The organism is Polaribacter septentrionalilitoris, from assembly GCF_009832745.1.
Classification (GTDB): Bacteria; Bacteroidota; Bacteroidia; order Flavobacteriales; family Flavobacteriaceae; genus Polaribacter; species Polaribacter septentrionalilitoris.
Genome location: NZ_VRMJ01000025.1, coordinates 216,490 through 238,437, shown reverse-complemented (window position 1 = coordinate 238,437; position 21,948 = coordinate 216,490). Strand labels below are relative to the sequence as shown.

Here is a 21,948-nt window from a genome sequence, read left to right as displayed (position 1 = left end):
AAATACATTTATTTACTTTTTCTTAAGATAGATTTTCATCAACTCGTCAAAAACGCTATTTGAGGGTCTTGTAAAATTAGAGCTTATAAATTTACCATTTGCATCAATCAAAATAAATCTTGGAATACCATTTACACCATAAGATTCTCTTATCTTTTTAATGTTTTTAGCCCTTAATTGTAAAATACTCTTTCCTTTATTATTAATATCTATCAACCAATCGTCTTTATTTTCATCAACATTCATAGAGATAAACTGAATGGGTTTATTTTTATAGGCTAATGCTTTTCTTTCATAAAAAGGATCTTCTCTTTTACAAGGACCACACCAAGAAGCCCAGAAATCTATAATCGTAAGTTTGCCTTTAAAACTATTTAAGTTATAAGCTTTTCCATTTCTATCGTAAGCTAAAAAATTTGGAGCTACTTCTCCTCTAGACAAACGATTGTAATTTTTAAATTTATTTAAAATCAATTTCTTATAACTTTCTTTTTCGAAACTCCCTACATATTTATCAATTAAAGAATCTCTAGTACTATTATTTTTTGCACTATTCATACTGTTAATTAATTGTCTGTACAATATTCTATCTTTAAACAAACCAGCATCTAACTTATTAATGGCTGTGTAAAATTTTTCTTCTTGTGCAACTTCTCTATTATCTTCTCTAATTAAATCTTTTAAAATATAATCTAAATACTTATTGTCTGACAAAAAACTAGGGTCTCTTAAAGAAACATTTTTTTCTAACTCTTTAATTCCATCACTAACTACATAGGGTTTATTAGGAAATAAAGTTTTACGTTTTTTCTTAAAATCTTTCCAATAATTTAAAAATTGTATGGTTACTATTTTTGTTTGCCTATCTATGTAGTCTTTTCTTGGTATATAATTATCAACGGTTTTAATAGATTCTATAAAATCTAAATTCTTTTGCCAATTTTCATAAATACCATCCATATAAAAATCTTCATTATCAATACGTAAATTATTTTTTAAATAATAACCAAAAGAGATATAACTTCTTCTTTTATTCGATTGTATGTTTTCTGCAAATCGAGTTCCTTTTAGTTCAAACTTATTTTTTGTACCAAATAATTGAAACGATATATTTAAACTATCATTATTTCCAAAATATATTCTTTTTTGAACATAATTATCAAATTGAATCGCATACAAATCAGTTTTAATATCTTGCGTGATTTCTTGTTTAAATTCGTTGTTCTTTACAGGTATTTTAGCCAAAGTATCACCAGCTACAATATCAAAAATCATAACATTCTTAATTGGTTTATTTGATGCTATTTTTCCCTGTACAATTGTTTTTGCATGTGGTTTTTGCTGTTTTGTTTTTAATAAATTATTTACTAAAACCCCTCCTATAAAAAGAATTCCTAATAATTTAAAAATTCGTTTGTTTTGAGTTGAAAAAGCTGTGAAAAGTTTTTTAAATCGATACCAATTAAAGCCAATATATAACGCAATAACGGTATAAATAACACTTAAAATTTCTGAATATGTAAGCCAATAGCCAAATTCACTACCTTTTGGATATTTTGAGATATGAGGAAAAAACTGGTAAGGATACCAATTTAATACAATTTTAAAGCTGAATAAAATTGTTGGTATTATAACCAACATAAAACCAATAATTAAAGGCCAAATAAAACTAGCTATTAAAACCGACATTGCATATTGTAATGCAGAAATGCAGAGGCTTATTACAAACAATCGTAAACCAACTTCTAAAAAGTCTAAAAACGGAAAACTAATAATTTTATCTACAGGTAAATCAAATAGTATAGACTCTAAAAAGACAACTACAAATGTTGATACTAATAAAGTAGTAATAGCAATTAAATTACCCATTATTAACACTATATATTTCGAAAAATATAAAGAAAACTTAGTTATAGGCAAGGTTTCCATAAGGTGCCAGCCTTTGTTTTTATGATCTATTTGCGCAATTTTACTAGCACAGTATATAATTATTAAAGGAAAAAAGAAATATGCAAAAGGAGGCAAGATGTCTTTTAAAACATCAAAATAATAATTTTTTGGAATGCCCAAATAAACATTGTCCTGTGTAATATGCTTGTAAATTTTTACTCCGAATAGAATTAAAGGAAAAATAATTCCGATTATAAAACTTACGATAAAAATACCTGAGCGTTTCTTTTTAATGAATTCTGTAAGGATCGATTTTTTTAAATCTGTTATATAATTTTTCATAGCCATTACTTTGTTAACGATAAAAACCACTCTTCCAATCCTTCTTCAATTTTTAATTGATAAATAGGAATATTATTTTGAATCATAAATTTTGATACTTCAGGAATGTCTTCTTTACTTTTTAAGCTGATTTTAAATATGTTTTCACTTTCTGTTTTTAAAGAAGAATATGCTTGTTTAAGCAATTCTATATGTTTTTTTAAATGCGAAGTTTCTATCAAAATATTACACTGTCCTCCTCTTTTAGAAAGAGCATCCATAGTACCTTCAAAACGAATTTCACCTTGGTTGATAATTCCAATATGCGTACACATTTTTTCAATTTCTGATAACAAGTGGCTAGAAATAAAAACGGTAATTCCTTTTTGTTTATTTAATTTTATCAGTAATTCTCTAACATCAGACATTCCTGTTGGATCTAAACCATTTACAGGCTCGTCTAACAGTAATAATTCTGGTTCACCCAACAAGGTCATCGCTATTGCCAAACGTTGTTTCATTCCTAAAGAAAACTGTTTTACTTTTTCGTTTGCATTTTTACTTAACCCAACCAATTCTAATACTTCTGGTATTTTAGTTTCAGAAATTTCTTTGAGTTGTGTTATACATCGTAAATTGTCTGTTGCAGACAAGTGTAAATACAAACTTGGCGATTCCACCAAAGCTCCAATTTTAGAAAAAATGGATGGAATTTGATTGCTAAGTACATCACCAAAAACAAAAATATTGTTTTCTTTATTTGGTAAAATACCGGTTAACAATTGCATCGTAGTAGATTTACCTGCACCATTTGGTCCCAAAAAACCATAAATTGAACCTTTAGGTACATTTATATTTACGTTTTTTAAGGCTTGTTTTTTCTTGGAATATGAAAATGATAAATTTTCTGTCTTAATTACAAAGTCAGTCATAGCAATACTAATTTGATTGTAAATGTACTATTATATCCAATAAAATAGGATAAATAATTAATAAAAGTATTACGTAAATATTTGATTTTTATTATATAAAGTGTAAAAACCTAAATAGGAAATTATTTTAATAGGTAAGTAATAGTATTTGATAAAAAAACTTCGACAAGCTCAGTTTGACATTGTTCATATTCATTAATTCCCTAAACTCTAAACTTTAAAACTAAATACTAATCAATCCAATTTTTGAAGTCTTTTACTCGCTCTCTACTTACAATAATTTCGTTTTCGCTGTAAGAATTTAAAATTAATTTTAATCGAGAATTTGAATAGGCAATAATGTCTTTTATGGCATTGATATGCACAATATAAGTTCGGTTGACTCTAAAAAAGTGTTCTGGATCTAATTGTTCTTGCCAATTTTCTAAAGAATTGTCTAACAAATAATTTCTATTTTCTTTAGTATGTATATAGGTAGATTTATTCTCGCTGTAAAAGCATTCTATTTCATCTATATGAATTATCTTAATATGTTGCCCTACCTTGATGGATAATCGTTTTTTAAACTTACGGTCTACAGGGTTTATTAATAATTTTCTAATATCATCTAAATTTACCTGAACATCAGATTGTGCTGGTTGTTGTTTTTTAAATTGATTTACAGCGGCTTCTAATTCATCGTCGTCAATTGGTTTTAAAAGATAATCAATAGAGTTTAGTTTGAAGGCTTTTAAAGCATACTCATCATAAGCAGTGGTAAATATTATGGCTGATTTTACTTCTATTTCTTCAAAAATTTCGAATGATAATCCGTCTGACAATTGAATATCGAGAAATATTAAATCTGGATGTGGATTGTTCTGCAACCAATTTAACGATTCTTCTACAGAATGTAGCATTTGTTGCACTTCAATATCCAATTCTGCCAACATTCTGTTTAGTCTTCTTGCTGCTGGTTTTTCATCTTCAATAATTAGTACGTTCATTTATTTAGTTGTTGGTTGTTGGTTGTTGTTAATTGAATATCAAAAATATAAAAGTAACAAAATATTTAAGGAAAAATCTTAATACTTAATTCTTCATTCTTCATTCTTAATACTCACTACCTCAATCTTTTTTTCTCATCATCTTTTTCCATCATTTCTTTAATCTTTCTTTCCTCCCAATCTCTACCAAATCCTATAGATTTAAATCCGAAAACTCCTAACCAGTGAAAAAACATTCCTATTCCCCAAAACAACCATGTAGAATACACTCCGAAGTTAGAAAATGCTTCTGTAAAAGAATCACCACTTACCATTAAACCATAGATAATAACTCCGCTAATAAAGATATTAATAATGATATATACTGTTAAATGAATATAAAACCCTTTAATATCTTTTACCCTTTTTTTGGCTTTTATATAGTTCTGTTCTTGTCTAAAATCTTGTTGCATTTTATTGATATTTTTTAAGTATTTCTTTTGTTTTTCTTTCTTCCCATTGTTTTCCTAACCCTAAATAATCAAATCCAAAAACGCCTAACCAATTAAAAAATAAGGCAATGATCATTCCTCCTAAAGCAAACCAGAAAAAATGAAAACTTGGAACAAATTTTAGATTTACATACAGAATTATAGGAAAAGTGAATACCGTTACAATTAGATGAATGTAAAAATTTTTTATTTCTTCTGTTTGTTTTTTGGCTTTTAGGTAATATTTTTCTTGGATGTATTTTTCACTATCTACACTACCATCTTCTTTAAGATTCATATTAGAATATTCTTTGATCTTATTCTGTTCCCAATCTTTTTTAAAACTCATTTTGGAGAATGCGAATACATTTACCCAATGAATTATTAACCCAATACACCAAGCTATAATTGCGTACCAAAACCAATGAAATTGTGGTACTGTTTGTAGGTTTATGAATACTATAAAAGGTAAAATTAAAAAGGATGCAATAAAGTGCGTGTAAAATCCTTTAATGTCTTTAATCTCCTTTTGTACGATATAATTAAAATGATGATTTATAGTTCTTGATTCCATTTTAGGAGTTTTTTTCGTTCATGAATTCTTTAATCTTTCTTTCTTCCCAGTTTTTTCCAAATCCTAATAAGTTAAAACCAAAAACGCCTAACCAATGGAAAAACAACCCTAATCCCCAACCCAAAACTGAAAACCAAAACCAATGAAATTGTGGTACAAATTTTAAGTTTACAAAGATAATGACAGGTATTACAAAGCAATACACTGCTAAGTGAGTATAAAAGCCTTTAATTTCTTTTACTCTTTTTTGGGCTTTTAAATAGCGATGCTCTCTTTCAAAATTTGATTCCATTATCTTCTATTTTGATTGTTCATATATTCTTTTACTTTTCTTTCTTCCCAATCTTTGTTAAAAATAAAGTTGATTCCAAAAGTATTTAATGCTTGAAAAACAATTCCAATTCCCCAGTACAACCAAATTTTATAATTATGGTAATCTGTAAAAGCTTCTTTAAACGTGAAACCATCATTCATGTCACCCACAATAAAAATGGCGCTTAAAAAAATGTTTACTACTACATAAATTGCAAGGTGCTTATAAAATTTACTAATTTTCTCTACTCTTTTTCGAGCCAATATATATTGTTGTTCTTTTGTAAATTTAGTTTCCATTATCGTGATCTTTTTTGTTGATTTTCTTTATCCATTAATTCTTTAATCTTTTTGTCTTCCCAGTTTTTACCCAAGAAGATATTGTAATTATTTACTTCTAAGAAGTGGAATACTAATCCCATTCCCCATCCAAATATTGGAAACCAAAACCAGTGAAATTGTGGTGAAAATCTTAAGTTAATAAATATTAAAAATGGAATTACTAAACAGTAAGAAGCTAAATTCTGATAAAATTCTTTCAGTTTCTCAACCCTTTCTACTGCTTTTACATATTTGCTATTTTCTAAATCGTCTGAGTACATAATATTGTTCATTTTATAAAGGAGAGGTAAACTCACCTTAAAAGTTGTGTTGTTATTTTCTATTTTAACAGGTCTATCTGTTATTAATCCGTATCTATCAGCAATATTTTGTAGGCCTACTTTTGTGCTTTTCCCTATTGCTTCTTTCGGATTGACATTGTTTTCAATAATCAAATGATTATTTTCCTCATAAATTGATATCACTAATGGCTTAGAGGATGAAACCACATTGTGTTTTACGGCATTCTCTAATAATAGTTGTAATGAAAGTGGCACCATTTTTAAATCTCCATCACTCACACTATCAGGAATATTAAATTGTATCGCATCTTCAAAACGCATTCCTAACAATTGCATATATGTTTTTGCAAATTGTAATTCTTCTTGAATTGGAACCAAATCTTTATTTCTTTGCTCTAAAACATATCTATACACTTTAGAGAGTTTGGTTGTAAATTTTTCTGCTTGATTTGGGTTTTCACCAATTAAACTTGTTAATACATTTAAACTATTGAATAAAAAATGTGGATCTAATTGATTTTTTAAGGATTCAAATTTTGCAGTTTCTGTTTTAGCTACAATTTCTTGTTTTGTGGTTTCTTTAGTCATTGCAGACTTCCAGTTTTTCATAAAACCTCTTGCGTGCAAGAATGTTGATATTCCTAGAGAAAGAATGATATAAAACAAATGGACCCATAAAAAATTACCACTAAAAAAATTAGCTGCATCATTATTATTGATGATAATAAAAACCACATAATCAATCGCTAAAACAACAGGAACTGTGTACAAAATTGTTGCAATAATACCTGCCCAAACTCTCTGATTGGTTTGTGTAATCCAATCCCACTTTTTTGATAAATAATTATTGATAACGCCATTTCCTAAACCTAAACCTAAAGAATACATTCCAGAAATAATGAAAGACCATAAAATCCCTTCAAGAGTTCGCTGCCCAAAGACAATTCCAAAAACAACTGCAAAAATCAGTGTAATTTTTAAGCATAAAATTGCTCCTTTTTTAAAACTTTTGATGGTATATATATCTTGGTTGTTCATTATCTATTTGTTATCTTTTAATAATACGGACTAATTTACTAAAATCTAATATCTATTGACAAGTTTTTATCATTCAATACAATTTTAGCATCATTATATTGAGGAGGTCCAAAAGACATTACATTATTAGAAGCACCGTAATCCTCTTTAGGCATTCCATTTGATTCAAAATCCATTTTGTCATTATCATTTTTATCATGATAACAGATAATTGCATATTCTCCAGGAATTAAGTTTTCGAAAGTTACAGTACTTTTTCCTTCAACTATTTTTGCTTCCTTAGATTTTATGGGAGTTTTCATAAAAGTTACTTTATTATATAAAGCAAAGCCTACTTTACCAGAATCTGAGGTTACATTTACTACAGTTGCAGTTATTGATTTGTTTTGAGCTGTTATTGAGTTTGTAATAAATAACAGTGTTGTTGCTAAAATTGCTACGATAAGTTTCATAAGTATAAGTTTTTATTGTTATTGATGGTACAAATATGCAATCAGAATATAATTTTCTAAATTAAAGAATACCGAACTGTATCTTTTTTAGGATGAATTGTAAAAAGACGTGTTAAATTGATAAAGCCAAGTGATTTCCAGCAATTATTTATTGATAAATATGGAAATAAATTATATTTTAATATTAAATTTATAACGAAATATTGAATTTCGTTAATTTTTCATAAAAGTCATCAAAAAGTATTATTGTTATAGCAATAGAAACCAAAAAATATATACATTTACACCCGATGATAACTTCAAAGAATAAAACATATATGATAGTTCCCAGCTTGCGCTTACGCAGGAGGTTTCGCTAATACTAGATTTAGCATACTATTTTAATTACTCTATTTTTATTTTTATTCAATGTACTTCAATACTAATTTTAACGTCAACCAAAATCAAACTACCATAAGTAGTAATGATATTTCTTTGCGACGTCTAAATTTTCGCCGCCCGTAAGGGTATGTATATAATTATGGAGTTAGGTGTGTCCAATTCCGCTTTCAACAACAAGTCTTTTCATATTAAAAAAATAAAAACGTAATTCAATGGAAGTTGTAATTGCAAATGAATCACATACAAAATACGCAGAAATCATCTGCGATACAATTGCAGACTCTGCTCAAGTTAGAGGTACAGGGATTGCAAAAAGAACACCTGAATATGTTTCTGCAAAAATATTAAACGGAAATGCTGTAATTGCTCTAGATAAAGGAGAGTTTGCAGGTTTTTGTTATATCGAAAAATGGGGACATGGAAAATTTGTCGCTAATTCTGGTTTAATTGTTCATCCTGATTATAGAGGAAAAGGATTAGCTAAAAAAATAAAACACAAAATTTTTGAGCATTCTAGAAATAAATATCCAGATGCAAAAGTTTTTAGTATTACCACAGGATTGCCTGTAATGAAATTAAATAGCGATTTAGGTTACAAACCCGTTACTTTTTCTGAATTAACAGATGATCAAACATTTTGGAATGGTTGCCAAACTTGTAAAAACTACGACGTTTTAACAAGAACTAATAGAAAAATGTGTTTATGTACAGGTATGTTATTTGATCCAAATAAAAAAGAAGAACAAGAAAAAACACCAATAAAAGTAAAAACATTCAATAGATTAAAGAGAATAAAACAAGCGTTGTTTTTAAAAAAAGATAAAAAATGAAAAAATTAGTAATTGCATATAGTGGCGGATTAGATACCTCATACTGTGCAGTAAGTTTATCCAAAGAATATGAAGTTCATGCTGTAAGCGTAAATACAGGTGGATTTACAAAAGAAGAAATCAATCACATAGAAAGTAATGCCTATAAAATGGGTGTGGCTACCTATAAAAACATCAATGCAGTACCTACGTTTTATACTAAAGTTGTAAAATATTTGATTTTTGGAAATGTATTAAAAAATGCTACATACCCTTTATCTGTTAGTGCTGAGAGAATTATTCAAGCTATAGAAATAGTGGAATATGCAAAAAGTATTGGGGCAGAATATATTGCTCACGGAAGTACTGGTGCAGGAAATGATCAAGTACGTTTTGATATGATTTTTCAAACCTTAGCACCAGGAATTAATATTATTACACCTATTAGAGACCAAAAATTAACAAGACAAGAAGAAATTGATTATTTAAAATCTGAAGGAATTGATATGCCTTGGGAAAAATCAAAATATTCTGTAAACAAAGGACTTTGGGGTACTAGTGTTGGTGGTGTAGAAACTTTAAAATCAGAGAAACCTTTACCTAATGAAGCTTATCCTTCTCAATTAGAAAAAGAAGGTGAAGAAAAAGTAACCATAACTTTTAAAAATGGTGAATTTGTAGCTTTAAATGGCGAAGAAAATACACCTGAAATCAATATAGAAAACTTAAATAATATCGCTTCTAAGTTTGCAATTGGTAGAGATATTCATGTAGGTGATACAATTGTAGGTACAAAAGGTAGAGTTGGTTTTGAAGCTGCTGCTGCTTTAATTACTGTAAAAGCACATCATTTATTAGAAAAACATACCTTAACTAAATGGCAATTACAACACAAAGAATATTTATCTAGTTTTTACGGAATGCATTTACACGAAGGCCAATATTTAGATCCTGTAATGAGAGATATTGAAGCCTTTTTACAAAATTCTCAAAAAATGGTTTCTGGTGATGTTGTAGTTACGTTGAAACCATATCATTTTTCTTTAGACGGAATTGTTTCAGAGCACGATTTAATGTCGAGTAAATTTAGTACTTACGGAGAAGAAAATAAAGCTTGGACAGCAGATGATGCCAAAGGTTTTATTAAGATTTTAGGAAATCAGAATAAAATTTATCAGCAAGTAAATAATAAATAAGTTAAACAATTACACAATGAAATTAGAAGTAGGAATTATAGGTGGTGCTGGTTACACAGCTGGTGAATTAATCAGGTTGTTGTTAAATCACCCAAAAACCAACATTAATTTTGTGTACAGCACTTCCAATGCAGGAAACAAAATCTATAAAGTCCATCAAGATTTAATTGGTTCAACTGAAATGGAATTTACTCAAGAAATCAACGTTGATGTAGATGTTTTATTCTTGTGTTTGGGTCATGGAAATTCTACTGCTTTTTTGAAAGAAAATAGTTTTTCTGAAAACACAAAAATTATTGATTTAAGCAATGATTTTAGATTAACTGCGGATCGAATTTTAGATGATAAGGAATTTGTGTATGGTTTACCTGAATTGCAAAAAGAAGCCATAAAAAACACTAAATATATAGCAAATCCTGGTTGTTTTGCAACCGCTTTACAATTGGCTATTTTACCTTTAGCGGCAAACGGATTATTAAAAAATGATGTTCACATCAATGCTGTAACAGGCGCAACAGGTGCAGGAACATCATTATCAAAAACCACTCATTTTACGTGGAGAGATAATAACTTTTCGCATTATAAGGCTTTTGCACATCAACATTTAGGAGAAATTAATCAAACTGTACATCAATTACAATCAGATTTTAATTCAGAAATTAACTTTATGCCAAATAGAGGGAATTTCTCAAGAGGGATTTTTGCAACAACCTATACAAAATTTGAAGGTTCTATTGAAAATGCACAGAAAATCTATAAAACGTTTTATAAAGATGCTGCATTTACTTTTGTTTCTGATGACCCTATTCATATGAAGCAAGTAGTGAATACAAATAAATGTTTGGTTCAGTTAGAAAAACACGGAAATAAATTACTAATAACAAGTACAATAGATAATTTACTAAAAGGAGCATCTGGTCAAGCCATTCAAAACATGAATTTAATGTATGGCTTTGAAGAAAATTTAGGATTAAATTTAAAAGCAAATTATTTTTAAAATTTAGTTGATGGTTTTTGTGGTTTGTTAATAGATACGATACCTAACAACAAAAAACCATCAACCCAAAACTAATACTTATGAAAGTAGCAATTATTGGAGCAGGAAGTTTAGGGCAATCTATCGCAAAAGGATTATTGTCTAAAAAAGCAGTAAGTGCTTTGTATTTAACAAAAAGAAATACAGAATCTTTAAGTAGTTTTAAAAAATATAAAGAAGTTACATTAACTGCAGATAATACTTTTGCTGTTGATAATGCTGATATTATCATTTTTGCTGTTCAACCAAAACATCTGAGTAAAATCTTAGAAAATGTAAAATATTTACTTCGTAAAAATCAGTTGATTATTTCTGTTGCTACAGGATATTCTATTGGGAAAATAGAAAATATTATTGGTGCTAAACACGCCATAGTTAGAGCAATGCCAAATACTGCTGCATCTGTTCGTCAATCTATGACCTGTCTTTCTCCAAATTCAAAAGGAAAAGAACAAATAGAATTGGCAAAAACTATTTTTAATAGCTTAGGTGTTTCTATGGAAATTCCTGAAGAACAATTACAAGCTGCAACAGTTATTTGTGCAAGCGGAATTGCTTTTTGGATGCGTTTAATTAGAGCTACAACTCAAGGTGCTATTCAACTAGGATTTGAAGCTGCTGAAGCGCACGAATTGGCAATGCAAACCTGTTTTGGTGCTGCAACTTTATTAAAAAAATCTGGTAATCATCCAGAAGCAGAAATAGATAGAGTAACCACTCCAAGTGGATGTACTATTGAAGGTTTAAACGAAATGGAGCATCAAGGATTAAGTTCTTCTTTAATCAAAGGGATTAATGCTTCATTTGAAAAAATCAATCAAATAAAAACAAACTAAAGAAAAAGAATTAATCAAACAAAACCTATAATTATGCCTTTGTTTAACGTGTATCCTTTGTATGATGTAACTCCTGTAAAAGCAAAAGGAGTCTATGTTTACGATGAAAATAAAACTGAATATTTAGACTTATATGGTGGTCATGCTGTTATTTCTATTGGTCACGCTCATCCAAAATATGTCGAAGCAATCACCAAACAAGTTTCTAAATTAGGATTTTACTCAAACGCTATTCAGAATCCTTTACAAAAAAAATTAGCGGATAAAATTGAATCGCTTTCTGGCTGTGAAGATTACGAATTATTTTTATGTAACTCTGGAGCAGAAGCCAATGAAAATGCCTTAAAACTAGCCTCTTTTAAAACTGATAAATCAAGAGTAATTGCTTTTACTAATGGTTTTCATGGACGTACATCTGCTGCTGTGGCTGCAACTGATAACAAAAATATAATTGCACCAATCAATGCTCAACAGAAAGTAACTATTCTAGATTTAAATGATATAGATAGCGTAAAAACAGAATTGGAAAAAGGTGATGTTTGTGCTGTGATTGTTGAGTTTATTCAAGGAGTTGGTGGTTTAGATCAAGCAACTGCCAATTTTTTCGAACAAGTTGATAAACTTTGTAAAGCTAACAACACCCTATTTATTGCTGATGAAGTACAGTCTGGTTATGGACGTTCTGGTAAATTCTTTGCTTTTCAGCATTATAATGTTACTCCAGATATCATTTCTATTGCAAAGGGAATGGGAAATGGTTTTCCTATTGGCGGTATTTTAATTCACCCAAATATCGAAGCTAAATTCGGAATGTTAGGAACTACATTTGGTGGAAATCATTTGGCTTGTGCTGCTGGTTTATCTGTTCTAAATGCAATTGAAGAACAAAACTTGATAGAGAATGTGAATGAAATTTCTGAATATTTTATCAAAATTGCAAGAACCATTCCTCAGATAAAAAACATTAAAGGAAAAGGCTTAATGTTAGGGCTAGAATTTGATTTTGAAGTTGGTGATTTAAGAAAAAAACTAATTTACGATTACCACATTTTTACAGGTGGTGCAGCTAATAAAAAGTTATTGCGAATTTTACCTCCATTAACGGTAAAAAAAGATCATATCAATCAATTTTTCGAAGCATTAATAGACGCTTTAAATCATTAACAAAATAAAAATGTCAGACTGATCGATCCTGTCGAAGTCGATATTAACAATAAAATAATGAATACCTTACTATCCATAGAAACAAGAAATAATGTTTTGCTTACCATGGCAGAACTTTTGGAAGCCAATAGAGCTGAATTGATTAGCATCAACAAAAAAGATTTAGAAGCTTACAAAGGTGATGATATTTCGATGTTTGATCGTTTAAAAGTTACAAATGCTAAAGTTGATGAAATGATTGCTGCAGCTAAACATTTGGCATCTCAAGCAGATCCTGTAGGTGTAGAACGTTTTAGTTTTCAACACGAAAACGGAATGCAAGTGTATAATAAAACTGCCTCTTTTGGTACTGTTTTAATTATTTACGAATCTAGACCAGATGTTACAGTTGAAGCTGCTGGAATTGCTTTTAAATCTGGAAATAAAATTTTACTAAAAGGTGGCAAAGAATCTTTACAATCTAATTTAAAAATTGTCGATTTATGGCACAAAGCATTACAAAAACATAATGCGTCTACAAATTGGGTAACATATTTACAATTTAACAGAACAGAAACACAAGCATTTTTAGAAAAACCAACTCAGAAGGTAGATTTAATTGTACCAAGAGGTGGAGAAAAATTAATTGCTTTTGTAAAACAACATGCTACTTGTCCTGTAATTATTAGCGGACGTGGAAACAACTTTGTATTTGTAGAAAAAGAGGCTGATTTAGACATCGCTATTGATGTCATCTTAAACGGGAAGTCAAAAATTTCTGCTTGTAATGCTGTTGATAAAGTTCTTATTGATAAAAACCTAACAAATAAAAAAGACTTCATCAATCTGTTAATCAGCAAACTAAAAGAAGCTAATATTACTATTTTAGGTGATGAAATTATAGCTAAAAATTACAATTTAAATCAAATTGAATCTGATTCAGTTTGGCATGAAGAGTTTTTAGATTATAAAATTGTGGTGGGTACAATTTCATCAAACTCAGCCGCAATTGAAAAGATTAACAAGTTTTCTGGTGGACATTCATCATCAATAATTACAAAAAATGATGAAGAGGCTAAATTATTTATGGAAAATGTAGATACTGCAGCTGTGTATCACAACGCTTCCACTCGTTTTACAGATGGAGGTCAATTAGGTTTGGGTGGTGAATTAGCCATTAGTACTGATAAATTACATCAACGTGGCCCAATAGGTTTACAACATTTAGTTACGAACAAATGGTATATTCACGGAAATGGACAAATAAGATAACATGCAAAAAAAGAAACGCATATTACTAAAAATTGGTTCAAATACGCTAACCAAAGAAACCAATAATATCTCAAGAGGAAAAATTGAAGATATTGCAAATCAGATTGCAAAACTCAAAGATACTTGCGAATTTATTATTGTGAGTTCAGGTGCAATTGCAGTAGCAAAACAGTTTGTAAAATTAGAAAGTAAACAAGAGGAAGTTTTTGTAAAACAAGCTTTAGCATCAATTGGTCAGCCTCATTTAATCAGAATATATCAAGAGATTTTTAGAGAGTACGGTTTGTTAAGTTCGCAATGTCTCCTCTCCTATTCAGATTTTGAAAAAAAGGAAAGTAAAACAAATATTGTAAACACCATTAACGTTTTAGTGAACAACAATTACATTCCAATCATCAATGAGAATGATACTGTTGCCACTGATGAAATTAAATTTGGTGATAACGATAAATTAGCAGCATTAACAGCTTCTTTATTAGATGTAGATTTGTTGATTATCGCTACCAATACCAATGGTATTTACACCAAAGAATCCATCATAAATAACAATCCTAAAACCATTGAAGATGTTACAGATTTTGAAGGATTAAAAAATGAAGTTGTCAATTCAAAATCGTCTCATGGTAGTGGTGGTATGCAATCTAAAATAGCAGCAGCAGCATTAGCTAAAAAAGCAAACATAGAAACTTGGATTGTAAATGGATTAGAAGATGATTTTATTGCAAATGCCTTTGAAAATAAAGTTCCGTTTACTAAAATAAAATAATAATTAAACCTTTCAGGTTTTAAAAACCTGAAAGGTCTGAGAAATAATCACAGAAATGAAAAATTACACATCTATAAACGATATTGATGATATCAATTCTTGGATTGAAGAAGCAAAAAAAATTAAAGCAAATCCATTAGCAAACAAAGAATTAGGGCAACACAAAACATTAGGTTTGTTATTCTTTAACTCGAGTTTACGTACACGTTTAAGTACACAAAAAGCCGCTTTAAATTTAGGCATGGATCCAATAGTTATGAATGTTTCTGGTGATGCTTGGGGTATTGAGTTTGGAGATGGCACTGTAATGAATGGTAATACTGCAGAACACATAAAAGAAGCTGCAGCAGTAGTTTCTCAATATTGTGATGTAATCGCTGTAAGAGCTTTTCCAAGCTTAACAGACAAAGAAAAAGACGAGTCTGAACAAGTTTTAAATTCTTTTGTAAAATTTGCTTCTGTGCCCATTGTAAGTATGGAAAGTGCAACTGGTCATCCTTTACAAGGTTTAACAGATGCGATTACTATTGCTGAAAATTCTAATAAAAAGAAACCAAAAGTGGTTTTAAGTTGGGCTCCACACATCAAAGCTTTACCACATGCAGTGGGTAATAGCTTTGTACAAGCAATGCAAAAAATGGATGTAGAATTTGTAATTGCAAATCCTGAAGGATATGATTTAAATCCAAAAATAACAAAAGACACACCTATTTATCACAATCAGTCAGCAGCGTTTAAAGATGCTGATTTTGTGTATACCAAAAACTGGAGTTCTTATAAAGATTATGGTAAAGTTTTAGAGGTTGATGATAATTGGACAATCACTAAAGAAAAAATAGGAAATGCTAAGTTTATGCATTGTTTGCCAGTAAGAAGAAATGTTGTTGTAGAAGATGCTGTCTTAGATGGTGAAAATTCTTTGGTCATAGAACAAGCAAATAATAGAACTTTTGCAGCACAATTGGTTCTTAAAAAAATATTAGAGGATTTGTAAAATCTTCGCAATTCTGAACTTGATTCAGAATCTAAGATAAAAACAAAAAGATACTGAAACAAGTTCAGCACTTATGGAAAAACTATCAATCATAAAAATAGGAGGAAATATTATAGAAGATGAAACTTCTTTAAACAATTTTCTAAAACTTTTTTCTGAATTAGAAGGAAACAAAATTTTAGTACATGGAGGTGGAAAAAAGGCAACTTTTATCGCCTCAAAATTAGGCATTGAATCTAAAATGGTAAATGGTAGACGTATTACTGATGCTGAGACTTTGGAGGTTATTACCATGGTTTATGGTGGTTTAGTCAACAAAAACGTTGTGGCTAAATTACAATCCTTAAATATCAATGCAATTGGTTTAACTGGTGCAGATATCAACAGTATACAATCAGATAAAAGACCTGTAAAAGAAATTGATTTTGGTTTTGTTGGTGATGTAAAAAAAGTAGCAAATCATTCCATTGATAAATTAATCAAAGCAGATTTTACACCTGTTTTTTGCGCTATTACCCATGATGGAAATGGGCAATTACTAAACACCAATGCAGATACCATTGCAAGCACCATTGCTGTGGCTATGAGTAAAATTTATAATACATCTATTTACTATTGTTTTGAGCTGAATGGTGTTTTAGAAGATTTTAATGATAAAACCTCTGTAATTCAGCAAATAAATACAGAAAAATACCAAAATCTTTTAGCAAACAATATCATTACAGATGGTATGATTCCTAAAATAGACAATTGTTTTGATGCACTAAATAATGGTGTACAAAAAGTACATATTGGCAATACAGCTATGTTTACAAAAGAAAATACGAACTTTACAACCATCACTTTATAAAATGGAAATAAAACAACTAACAGAAAAAGCAATAGCACTTTTAAAAAGTTTAATAGAAACACAATCTTTTTCTACTGAAGAGGATAAAACAGCGGTTTTAATAGAAAATTGGTTTAAAGAGTATAAAATTCCGTTTAAAAGAACTAAAAACAATGTTTGGGCAACCAATAAATATTTTGATGAGAGCAAGCCTACATTGTTACTCAACTCTCATCATGACACTGTAAAACCAAATTCTAAATACACAAATGATCCATTTAAAGCCTTTGTAGAAGATGGCAAATTATATGGTTTAGGTTCTAATGATGCAGGTGGTTGTTTAGTGTCTTTAATAGCAACTTTTACTAAGTTTTATGCTGTAGAAAATCTAAAATACAACTTGGTTATTGTGGCTTCTGCAGAAGAAGAAAATAGTGGAAATAATGGATTGAATAGTATGTTACCAATTATTCCACATATAGATGTTGCCATAGTTGGAGAACCTACTTTGATGAATTTAGCAGTTGCAGAAAAAGGTTTAGTAGTTTTTGATGCAGAAGTTGATGGAACTCCAAGTCATGCTGCACATCCAAATGATAACAATGCAATTTATAACACTATTGAAGTTTTACAATGGTTTAAAGACTTTAAGTTTGACAAATCTTCTGATGCTTTAGGTGATGTAAAAATGACGGTTACTCAAATAAATGCAGGTTCACAACACAATGTAGTTCCTGGTCATGTAGATTTGGTGATAGATGTGCGTGTAAATGATGCCTATTCAAATCAAGAAATTGCAGATATTTTACAAGAACAATCACCTTGTACTAAAATTACCCCAAGAAGTTTACGCCTGAACTCCTCTTCTATTTCTTTAGAACACGATTTGGTAAAAGCAGGAATTGCTATGGGAAGAGAAACTTATGGTTCACCAACATTATCAGACCAATCTGTGTTAACTTGCCAATCTTTAAAATTAGGACCTGGAGATAGTACTCGTTCTCATTCTGCGAATGAATTTATATATTTGGCTGAAATTGAAGAAGGAATAGAGATTTATGTGGAATTGTTGAATAGAGTAATAATATAATAGTTATTGGTTGTTGGTTTGTAGTTGATGGTTAAGATATCAGAACTAAAAACCAAAAACCAAAAACCAAAAACCAAGAAAATATGAAACTTTGGGATAAAGGATTTACCATAGACAAACAAATAGAAAACTTTACAGTTGGTAATGATAGAGAAATAGACATTCACATTGCTAAATACGATGTACAAGCTTCTTTAGCGCATGCAATTATGTTAGAATCTATTGGTATTATTTCTGCTGATGAGTTGACTGACTTAAAAAAGGGTTTACAAGAATTAGCTACAGATATTGAAAACGGAACTTTTGTGATTGAACCGTCTTTTGAAGATGTACATTCTAAAATTGAGTGGGAACTAACGAATAAATTAGGAGTAGTTGGAAAAAAAATTCATACGGCTCGTTCTAGAAATGATCAAGTTTTAGTGGCTTTACAACTGTATTACAAAGAAAACTTGGCAATTATTAATGATAAAACAAAAACGCTTTTTGATACGCTTTTAAACCTAGCAGAAACTCATAAAAAAAGTTTGTTACCTGGTTATACGCATTTACAAGTAGCCATGCCTTCATCTTTTGGATTGTGGTTTTCTGCCTATGCAGAATTGTTAATAGACGATGTTTATATGCTAAATGCAGTTGCAAAAGTAGTAGATCAAAATCCTTTAGGTTCTGCTGCAGGTTATGGTAGCTCCTTCCCTATTGATAGAGAGTTAACTACCAAAGAACTAGAATTTGCAACCTTAAAGTACAACGTAGTTGCTGCTCAATTAAGCCGTGGAAAAAGCGAACGTTCTATAGCATCTGCTTTGGGTGGATTGTGTAACACAATGGCTCGTTTTTCTATGGATGTTTGCTTGTATATGAGTCAGAATTTTGGTTTTATTACGTTTCCTGATGAATTAACTACAGGAAGTAGTATTATGCCCCACAAAAAAAATCCAGATGTTTTTGAATTGATTCGTGGAAAGTGTAATAAAATTCAAGCTTTACATTCAGAAATGTTACTGATTACCAATAATTTACCAACAGGATATCACAGAGATTTTCAATTGTTAAAAGAAAATATTATCAATGCTTTTGAAGATGTAAAAGATATTTTAGACATTTTTAATTATGCAATTCAGCAAGTCATTGTAAAAGATATTGATTTGAATGATGAAAAATATCAATACTTATTTACTGTAGATTCTATTAATAATTTAGTGGTAGAAGGCATGTCTTTTAGAGAAGCTTATCAAAAGATTGGTGGTCAAGTTCAAGAAGGAACTTACACTCCAGATTTAGGAAAAGAACATACACATTTAGGGAGTATTCATAATTTAGGCTTGGATAAGATTAAAGCGAAGTTTCCTAGATAATTAAATGAAAATCTTATTTTAGCAAAAAAAGTAATTTATGTTTTGGTTTCATGATGATTTACTACGATTAGAAAATAAAATTCAGAATTTAGAATTTAATCCTAAATTAGTATTTTATGGTAGTTCTACGTTTACTTTATGGGACGAGATAGAAACTATTTTTGAAGACTACAACCCAATTAACTTAGGTTTTGGAGGCTCTACATTAGCTGCGTGTACATGGTTTTTTGATCGGGTTTTTAAGAATATTAAAAAACCAGAATCCATTGTAATTTATGCTGGTGATAATGATTTAGGAGATGGAAGGCATCCTGAAGAAACTGTCCTGTTTTTAGAAAACCTATTAGCTAAAATCAGAGCAAAATATGGAAATATAAAATGTACCTGTATTTCTATAAAACCCAGTATTGCTCGTAGACATTTACAAGAAAGTATCCATTATACAAATGCGTGTATAAAATCTTTAATGCATACAAATGAAAATTTCTTCTACATCAATATTTTTAATGATTTATTGGATGAAGAAGGTAATCCAGATGAAAAATACTTTGAGGAAGACGGATTACATTTTAATGCAGAAGGCTATAAAGTATTACTAGAAGCACTCCAAAAAAAGACAGATATATTTCCTGAGAAAGTTCTACAAAGAATTTAAGGAACTATATTCTATATATACATTTTAATGAAACGTGAATACCATAAATGGTATAGTTCTAACCTAGAAAAAGATATGGAACTATTAATATTTGGTCATTCTGGTGCAAAAGTATTATTCTTTCCACCTAGAATGGGACGTTTCTATGATTATGAAAACTGGAAGGTTATTGCAGCACTAAAAGAGAAAATCAAAAATGGAGACTTACAAGTTTTTTGTGTTGATAGTGTTGATTTAGAATCGTTTTATAATAGTTTTGCTCATCCAGGTTATCGTATTTACAGACATATTCAGTATGAAAAATATGTTATAGAAGAAGTATTACCACTTGCCAACTTAATCAATAAAAATGATAATGTAATTTCTGCAGGATGTAGTTTAGGAGCATATCATGCAGTGAATGTAGCAATGCGTCACCCAGAATTGTTTTGTAAAGTTGTTGGCATGAGTGGACGCTATGATTTGACAAAATCAAAAGAGTATTTTAGAGATTTATTGAGTAATTTTCATAATGATTTTGTGTATTTTAACATGCCTAATCAATATTTGAAAAATTTAGAAGATCCTAATTTGATTCAGCAGATAGCTAAAATGGATATCATTTTAATTATTGGAAAAGAAGATCCTTTTTTAGAAAGTAATTATATTTTATCTAATATTTTAAAAGAAAAAGGAATTTCACATCAACTTTTTGAATGGGATGAAAGAGCTCATAAGGCAAGATATTGGAGAAAAATGGTGAAAATTTATTTTTAAAAAAACCTTCTTAATCCCCTTCTAAATAATGCTCTTACAAATTGGTAAGGGGGCATTTTTAATTGAATTTGTAAATCTTCTAATAAAGAGGTTTCTTCATCTAAAAATTTTAATATTTTTTGGGGTTGATTATTTTTAAACATATGACCAAAAATTGTAGCACCCAGATAATTTTTCTCAGATAAAATATCTAACAACAATAAATCATACAACCAAAACTTATTTTTTTTATGAAAAGTTTGTAACGGTTTTTTTGCCTTCATATGCTCAATTAATCTCTTAGAATTTCTATCAATATTCTTAAAAGTAAATCCAGTACTGGCTTTAGACCAACCACCTGCTGTACCTATATTAATAATATTTTCTGAATTAGCTTTCCAGAACTCATAACATGTCATAGGTATTGAGCCACGTTCTTTTTCTATAATTTCATAGTCTTTAATTTTTTTTTCCTTTAAATATGCTTCTATAGCAATTTTATATTCTCTATATTCCAATAAATCAGAAGAGAATAAAGTATACTCAAACAGTGCTTCATTTTTAGCATATGGCAATACATACATAAATCTTGTATTTCCCTTTTGAGGGATCGTAAAATCCATAAAAGTTGCTGCTGAATCTTCAAAAAGATCATACTTTGTTTTTATAAAATACCCAACAAAGTGCTGTTGTAAAACGGGATATTTATTTTGCTGTTGATAATCGTTGGTAAATAAAACACTATTTAAAACTACTTTAGCTTCTAGTTTATTATTTACAGTAATAATATTTGCTTTATTATTATTTTGATGAATACCAATAACCTCTTCTTTTAGGAAAGTAATATTTTCTTTCTTTTCAATCTGACACCAAATTTTTTTATAAAAATCACTACTCTTAATCATTTTGTATTGATAAGGAGTAATACTTTTTTTAGTTCTATAAATATCAGATTTAAATTTAATCGTGTTCCAAGATGTGGTGAGTATACTATCCCATTCTCCATTATGAGCTTCCCAAAAACACCAAGTTCTGTCGTTTTTTGTCTTTCTTTCTTTATCAACTAGAAGTATGGTTGCATCATCAAAAAAAGAATCTAAAGACATTCTATATGCCATTAGTAATCCAGACGCTCCAGAACCAACAATAATGTAATCATAATTAGTCATATTATTGGTTATTATAGATTTATCTTATAGATACTTATTAAAACAATCAATTAACTCAAAATCAAATATATAAAACCTATT

General features: G+C 29.4%; 23 protein-coding genes. 13 read left to right on the top strand and 10 right to left on the bottom strand.

Translation table 11 applies throughout. The features are described 5' to 3' along the window. Positions 1-12: 12 nt before the first annotated feature. From FP421_RS05610 to FP421_RS05565, 9 genes are all read right to left on the bottom strand, one after another. Positions 13-2,232, bottom strand: coding sequence for an ABC transporter permease (locus tag FP421_RS05610; protein ID WP_159948421.1), 2,220 nt, complete (start codon positions 2,230-2,232; stop codon positions 13-15). A 5-nt stretch (positions 2,233-2,237) separates the two neighbouring features. Beyond that, on the bottom strand, positions 2,238-3,143 hold the full coding sequence (locus tag FP421_RS05605; protein ID WP_159948419.1) for an ABC transporter ATP-binding protein: 906 nt from the start codon (positions 3,141-3,143) through the stop codon (positions 2,238-2,240). 230 nt (positions 3,144-3,373) lie between these two features. Further along, positions 3,374-4,129, bottom strand: a complete 756-nt coding sequence (locus tag FP421_RS05600) for a LytR/AlgR family response regulator transcription factor (protein ID WP_159948417.1) — start codon at positions 4,127-4,129, stop codon at positions 3,374-3,376. Positions 4,130-4,245: 116 nt separating this feature from the next. Next, positions 4,246-4,581 (bottom strand): 2TM domain-containing protein, encoded by a 336-nt coding sequence (locus FP421_RS05595; RefSeq protein WP_159948415.1) that lies wholly within the window; start codon positions 4,579-4,581, stop codon positions 4,246-4,248. Between the two features lies 1 nt (position 4,582). Next, positions 4,583-5,173 carry a 2TM domain-containing protein gene (locus FP421_RS15200; RefSeq protein WP_236548046.1) on the bottom strand — a complete coding sequence of 197 codons (591 nt, stop codon included), beginning with the start codon at positions 5,171-5,173 and terminating at the stop codon, positions 4,583-4,585. Position 5,174: 1 nt separating this feature from the next. Then, positions 5,175-5,465, bottom strand: a complete 291-nt coding sequence (locus FP421_RS05580) for a 2TM domain-containing protein (protein ID WP_159948413.1) — start codon at positions 5,463-5,465, stop codon at positions 5,175-5,177. Then, positions 5,465-5,785: a 2TM domain-containing protein gene (locus FP421_RS05575; protein ID WP_159948411.1), complete on the bottom strand. Its 321-nt coding sequence runs from the start codon at positions 5,783-5,785 to the stop codon at positions 5,465-5,467. The genes FP421_RS05580 and FP421_RS05575 overlap by 1 nt, the downstream gene beginning before the upstream one ends. Continuing rightward, a complete protein-coding gene (locus tag FP421_RS05570; protein WP_159948409.1) occupies positions 5,785-7,146 on the bottom strand; it encodes a 2TM domain-containing protein in 1,362 nt (453 codons plus the stop codon). The genes FP421_RS05575 and FP421_RS05570 overlap by 1 nt, the downstream gene beginning before the upstream one ends. A 38-nt stretch (positions 7,147-7,184) precedes the next feature. Beyond that, the gene (locus tag FP421_RS05565; RefSeq protein WP_159948407.1) at positions 7,185-7,598 is read right to left on the bottom strand and encodes a DUF2141 domain-containing protein; all 414 of its coding nucleotides are present in this window, start codon (positions 7,596-7,598) and stop codon (positions 7,185-7,187) included. Between the two features lie 593 nt (positions 7,599-8,191). On the opposite strand from FP421_RS05565, the gene FP421_RS05560 reads away from it, so the two are divergent. The 13 genes from FP421_RS05560 (at position 8,192) to FP421_RS05500 (ending at position 20,719) form a co-directional block, all read left to right on the top strand. Next, a complete protein-coding gene (locus FP421_RS05560) occupies positions 8,192-8,809 on the top strand; it encodes a GNAT family N-acetyltransferase (RefSeq protein ID WP_159948405.1) in 618 nt (205 codons plus the stop codon). Continuing rightward, complete coding sequence (locus FP421_RS05555) at positions 8,806-9,984, top strand: argininosuccinate synthase (RefSeq protein WP_159948403.1); 1,179 nt, start codon at positions 8,806-8,808, stop codon at positions 9,982-9,984. The genes FP421_RS05560 and FP421_RS05555 overlap by 4 nt, the downstream gene beginning before the upstream one ends. Positions 9,985-10,000: 16 nt before the next feature. Continuing rightward, entirely contained in the window at positions 10,001-10,981 is a 981-nt protein-coding gene (argC, locus tag FP421_RS05550) for an N-acetyl-gamma-glutamyl-phosphate reductase (RefSeq protein ID WP_159948401.1), read from the top strand. Positions 10,982-11,061: 80 nt separating this feature from the next. Then, entirely contained in the window at positions 11,062-11,856 is a 795-nt protein-coding gene (gene proC / locus FP421_RS05545) for a pyrroline-5-carboxylate reductase (protein WP_159948399.1), read from the top strand. A gap of 33 nt (positions 11,857-11,889) precedes the next feature. Next, complete coding sequence (locus tag FP421_RS05540) at positions 11,890-13,020, top strand: aspartate aminotransferase family protein (protein WP_159948397.1); 1,131 nt, start codon at positions 11,890-11,892, stop codon at positions 13,018-13,020. 57 nt (positions 13,021-13,077) lie between these two features. Beyond that, positions 13,078-14,271: a glutamate-5-semialdehyde dehydrogenase gene (locus FP421_RS05535; protein ID WP_159948395.1), complete on the top strand. Its 1,194-nt coding sequence runs from the start codon at positions 13,078-13,080 to the stop codon at positions 14,269-14,271. 1 nt (position 14,272) lies between these two features. Further along, the gene (gene proB / locus FP421_RS05530) at positions 14,273-15,037 is read left to right on the top strand and encodes a glutamate 5-kinase (protein ID WP_159948393.1); all 765 of its coding nucleotides are present in this window, start codon (positions 14,273-14,275) and stop codon (positions 15,035-15,037) included. A 55-nt stretch (positions 15,038-15,092) separates the two neighbouring features. Further along, positions 15,093-16,031 (top strand): Rossmann-fold NAD(P)-binding domain-containing protein, encoded by a 939-nt coding sequence (locus FP421_RS05525; RefSeq protein ID WP_159948391.1) that lies wholly within the window; start codon positions 15,093-15,095, stop codon positions 16,029-16,031. Between the two features lie 73 nt (positions 16,032-16,104). Continuing rightward, positions 16,105-16,881, top strand: a complete 777-nt coding sequence (gene argB / locus FP421_RS05520; RefSeq protein ID WP_159948389.1) for an acetylglutamate kinase — start codon at positions 16,105-16,107, stop codon at positions 16,879-16,881. Between the two features lies 1 nt (position 16,882). Then, complete coding sequence (locus tag FP421_RS05515) at positions 16,883-17,950, top strand: M20 family metallo-hydrolase (protein ID WP_159948387.1); 1,068 nt, start codon at positions 16,883-16,885, stop codon at positions 17,948-17,950. An 83-nt stretch (positions 17,951-18,033) separates the two neighbouring features. After that, complete coding sequence (argH, locus tag FP421_RS05510) at positions 18,034-19,308, top strand: argininosuccinate lyase (RefSeq protein ID WP_159948385.1); 1,275 nt, start codon at positions 18,034-18,036, stop codon at positions 19,306-19,308. 37 nt (positions 19,309-19,345) lie between these two features. Further along, entirely contained in the window at positions 19,346-19,963 is a 618-nt protein-coding gene (locus tag FP421_RS05505) for a GDSL-type esterase/lipase family protein (protein ID WP_159948383.1), read from the top strand. Positions 19,964-19,990: 27 nt separating this feature from the next. Next, complete coding sequence (locus FP421_RS05500; protein WP_159948381.1) at positions 19,991-20,719, top strand: esterase family protein; 729 nt, start codon at positions 19,991-19,993, stop codon at positions 20,717-20,719. Here the strand turns inward: FP421_RS05500 and FP421_RS05495 are convergent. Beyond that, positions 20,716-21,867: a lycopene cyclase family protein gene (locus tag FP421_RS05495; RefSeq protein ID WP_159948379.1), complete on the bottom strand. Its 1,152-nt coding sequence runs from the start codon at positions 21,865-21,867 to the stop codon at positions 20,716-20,718. The two genes, FP421_RS05500 and FP421_RS05495, sit on opposite strands and share 4 nt — an antisense overlap. Positions 21,868-21,948: the final 81 nt, after the last annotated feature.

Bases quoted from the DNA above. Each gene is read 5' to 3' on its own strand.
- FP421_RS05555 (WP_159948403.1), top strand. From the start codon at position 8,806: ATGAAAAAATTAGTAATTGCATATAGTGGCGGATTAGATACCTCATAC.
- FP421_RS05610 (WP_159948421.1), bottom strand. From the start codon at position 2,232: ATGAAAAATTATATAACAGATTTAAAAAAATCGATCCTTACAGAATTC.
- FP421_RS05595 (WP_159948415.1), bottom strand. From the start codon at position 4,581: ATGCAACAAGATTTTAGACAAGAACAGAACTATATAAAAGCCAAAAAA.
- FP421_RS05580 (WP_159948413.1), bottom strand. From the start codon at position 5,465: ATGGAATCAAATTTTGAAAGAGAGCATCGCTATTTAAAAGCCCAAAAA.
- FP421_RS05570 (WP_159948409.1), bottom strand. From the start codon at position 7,146: ATGAACAACCAAGATATATATACCATCAAAAGTTTTAAAAAAGGAGCA.
- proB (WP_159948393.1), top strand. From the start codon at position 14,273: ATGCAAAAAAAGAAACGCATATTACTAAAAATTGGTTCAAATACGCTA.
- FP421_RS05560 (WP_159948405.1), top strand. From the start codon at position 8,192: ATGGAAGTTGTAATTGCAAATGAATCACATACAAAATACGCAGAAATC.
- argH (WP_159948385.1), top strand. From the start codon at position 18,034: ATGAAACTTTGGGATAAAGGATTTACCATAGACAAACAAATAGAAAAC.
- argB (WP_159948389.1), top strand. From the start codon at position 16,105: ATGGAAAAACTATCAATCATAAAAATAGGAGGAAATATTATAGAAGAT.
- argC (WP_159948401.1), top strand. From the start codon at position 10,001: ATGAAATTAGAAGTAGGAATTATAGGTGGTGCTGGTTACACAGCTGGT.
- FP421_RS05540 (WP_159948397.1), top strand. From the start codon at position 11,890: ATGCCTTTGTTTAACGTGTATCCTTTGTATGATGTAACTCCTGTAAAA.
- FP421_RS05600 (WP_159948417.1), bottom strand. From the start codon at position 4,129: ATGAACGTACTAATTATTGAAGATGAAAAACCAGCAGCAAGAAGACTA.
- proC (WP_159948399.1), top strand. From the start codon at position 11,062: ATGAAAGTAGCAATTATTGGAGCAGGAAGTTTAGGGCAATCTATCGCA.
- FP421_RS05500 (WP_159948381.1), top strand. From the start codon at position 19,991: ATGAAACGTGAATACCATAAATGGTATAGTTCTAACCTAGAAAAAGAT.
- FP421_RS05575 (WP_159948411.1), bottom strand. From the start codon at position 5,785: ATGGAAACTAAATTTACAAAAGAACAACAATATATATTGGCTCGAAAA.
- FP421_RS15200 (WP_236548046.1), bottom strand. From the start codon at position 5,173: ATGGAATCAAGAACTATAAATCATCATTTTAATTATATCGTACAAAAG.
- FP421_RS05525 (WP_159948391.1), top strand. From the start codon at position 15,093: ATGAAAAATTACACATCTATAAACGATATTGATGATATCAATTCTTGG.
- FP421_RS05505 (WP_159948383.1), top strand. From the start codon at position 19,346: ATGTTTTGGTTTCATGATGATTTACTACGATTAGAAAATAAAATTCAG.
- FP421_RS05495 (WP_159948379.1), bottom strand. From the start codon at position 21,867: ATGACTAATTATGATTACATTATTGTTGGTTCTGGAGCGTCTGGATTA.
- FP421_RS05565 (WP_159948407.1), bottom strand. From the start codon at position 7,598: ATGAAACTTATCGTAGCAATTTTAGCAACAACACTGTTATTTATTACA.
- FP421_RS05515 (WP_159948387.1), top strand. From the start codon at position 16,883: ATGGAAATAAAACAACTAACAGAAAAAGCAATAGCACTTTTAAAAAGT.
- FP421_RS05605 (WP_159948419.1), bottom strand. From the start codon at position 3,143: ATGACTGACTTTGTAATTAAGACAGAAAATTTATCATTTTCATATTCC.
- FP421_RS05535 (WP_159948395.1), top strand. From the start codon at position 13,078: ATGAATACCTTACTATCCATAGAAACAAGAAATAATGTTTTGCTTACC.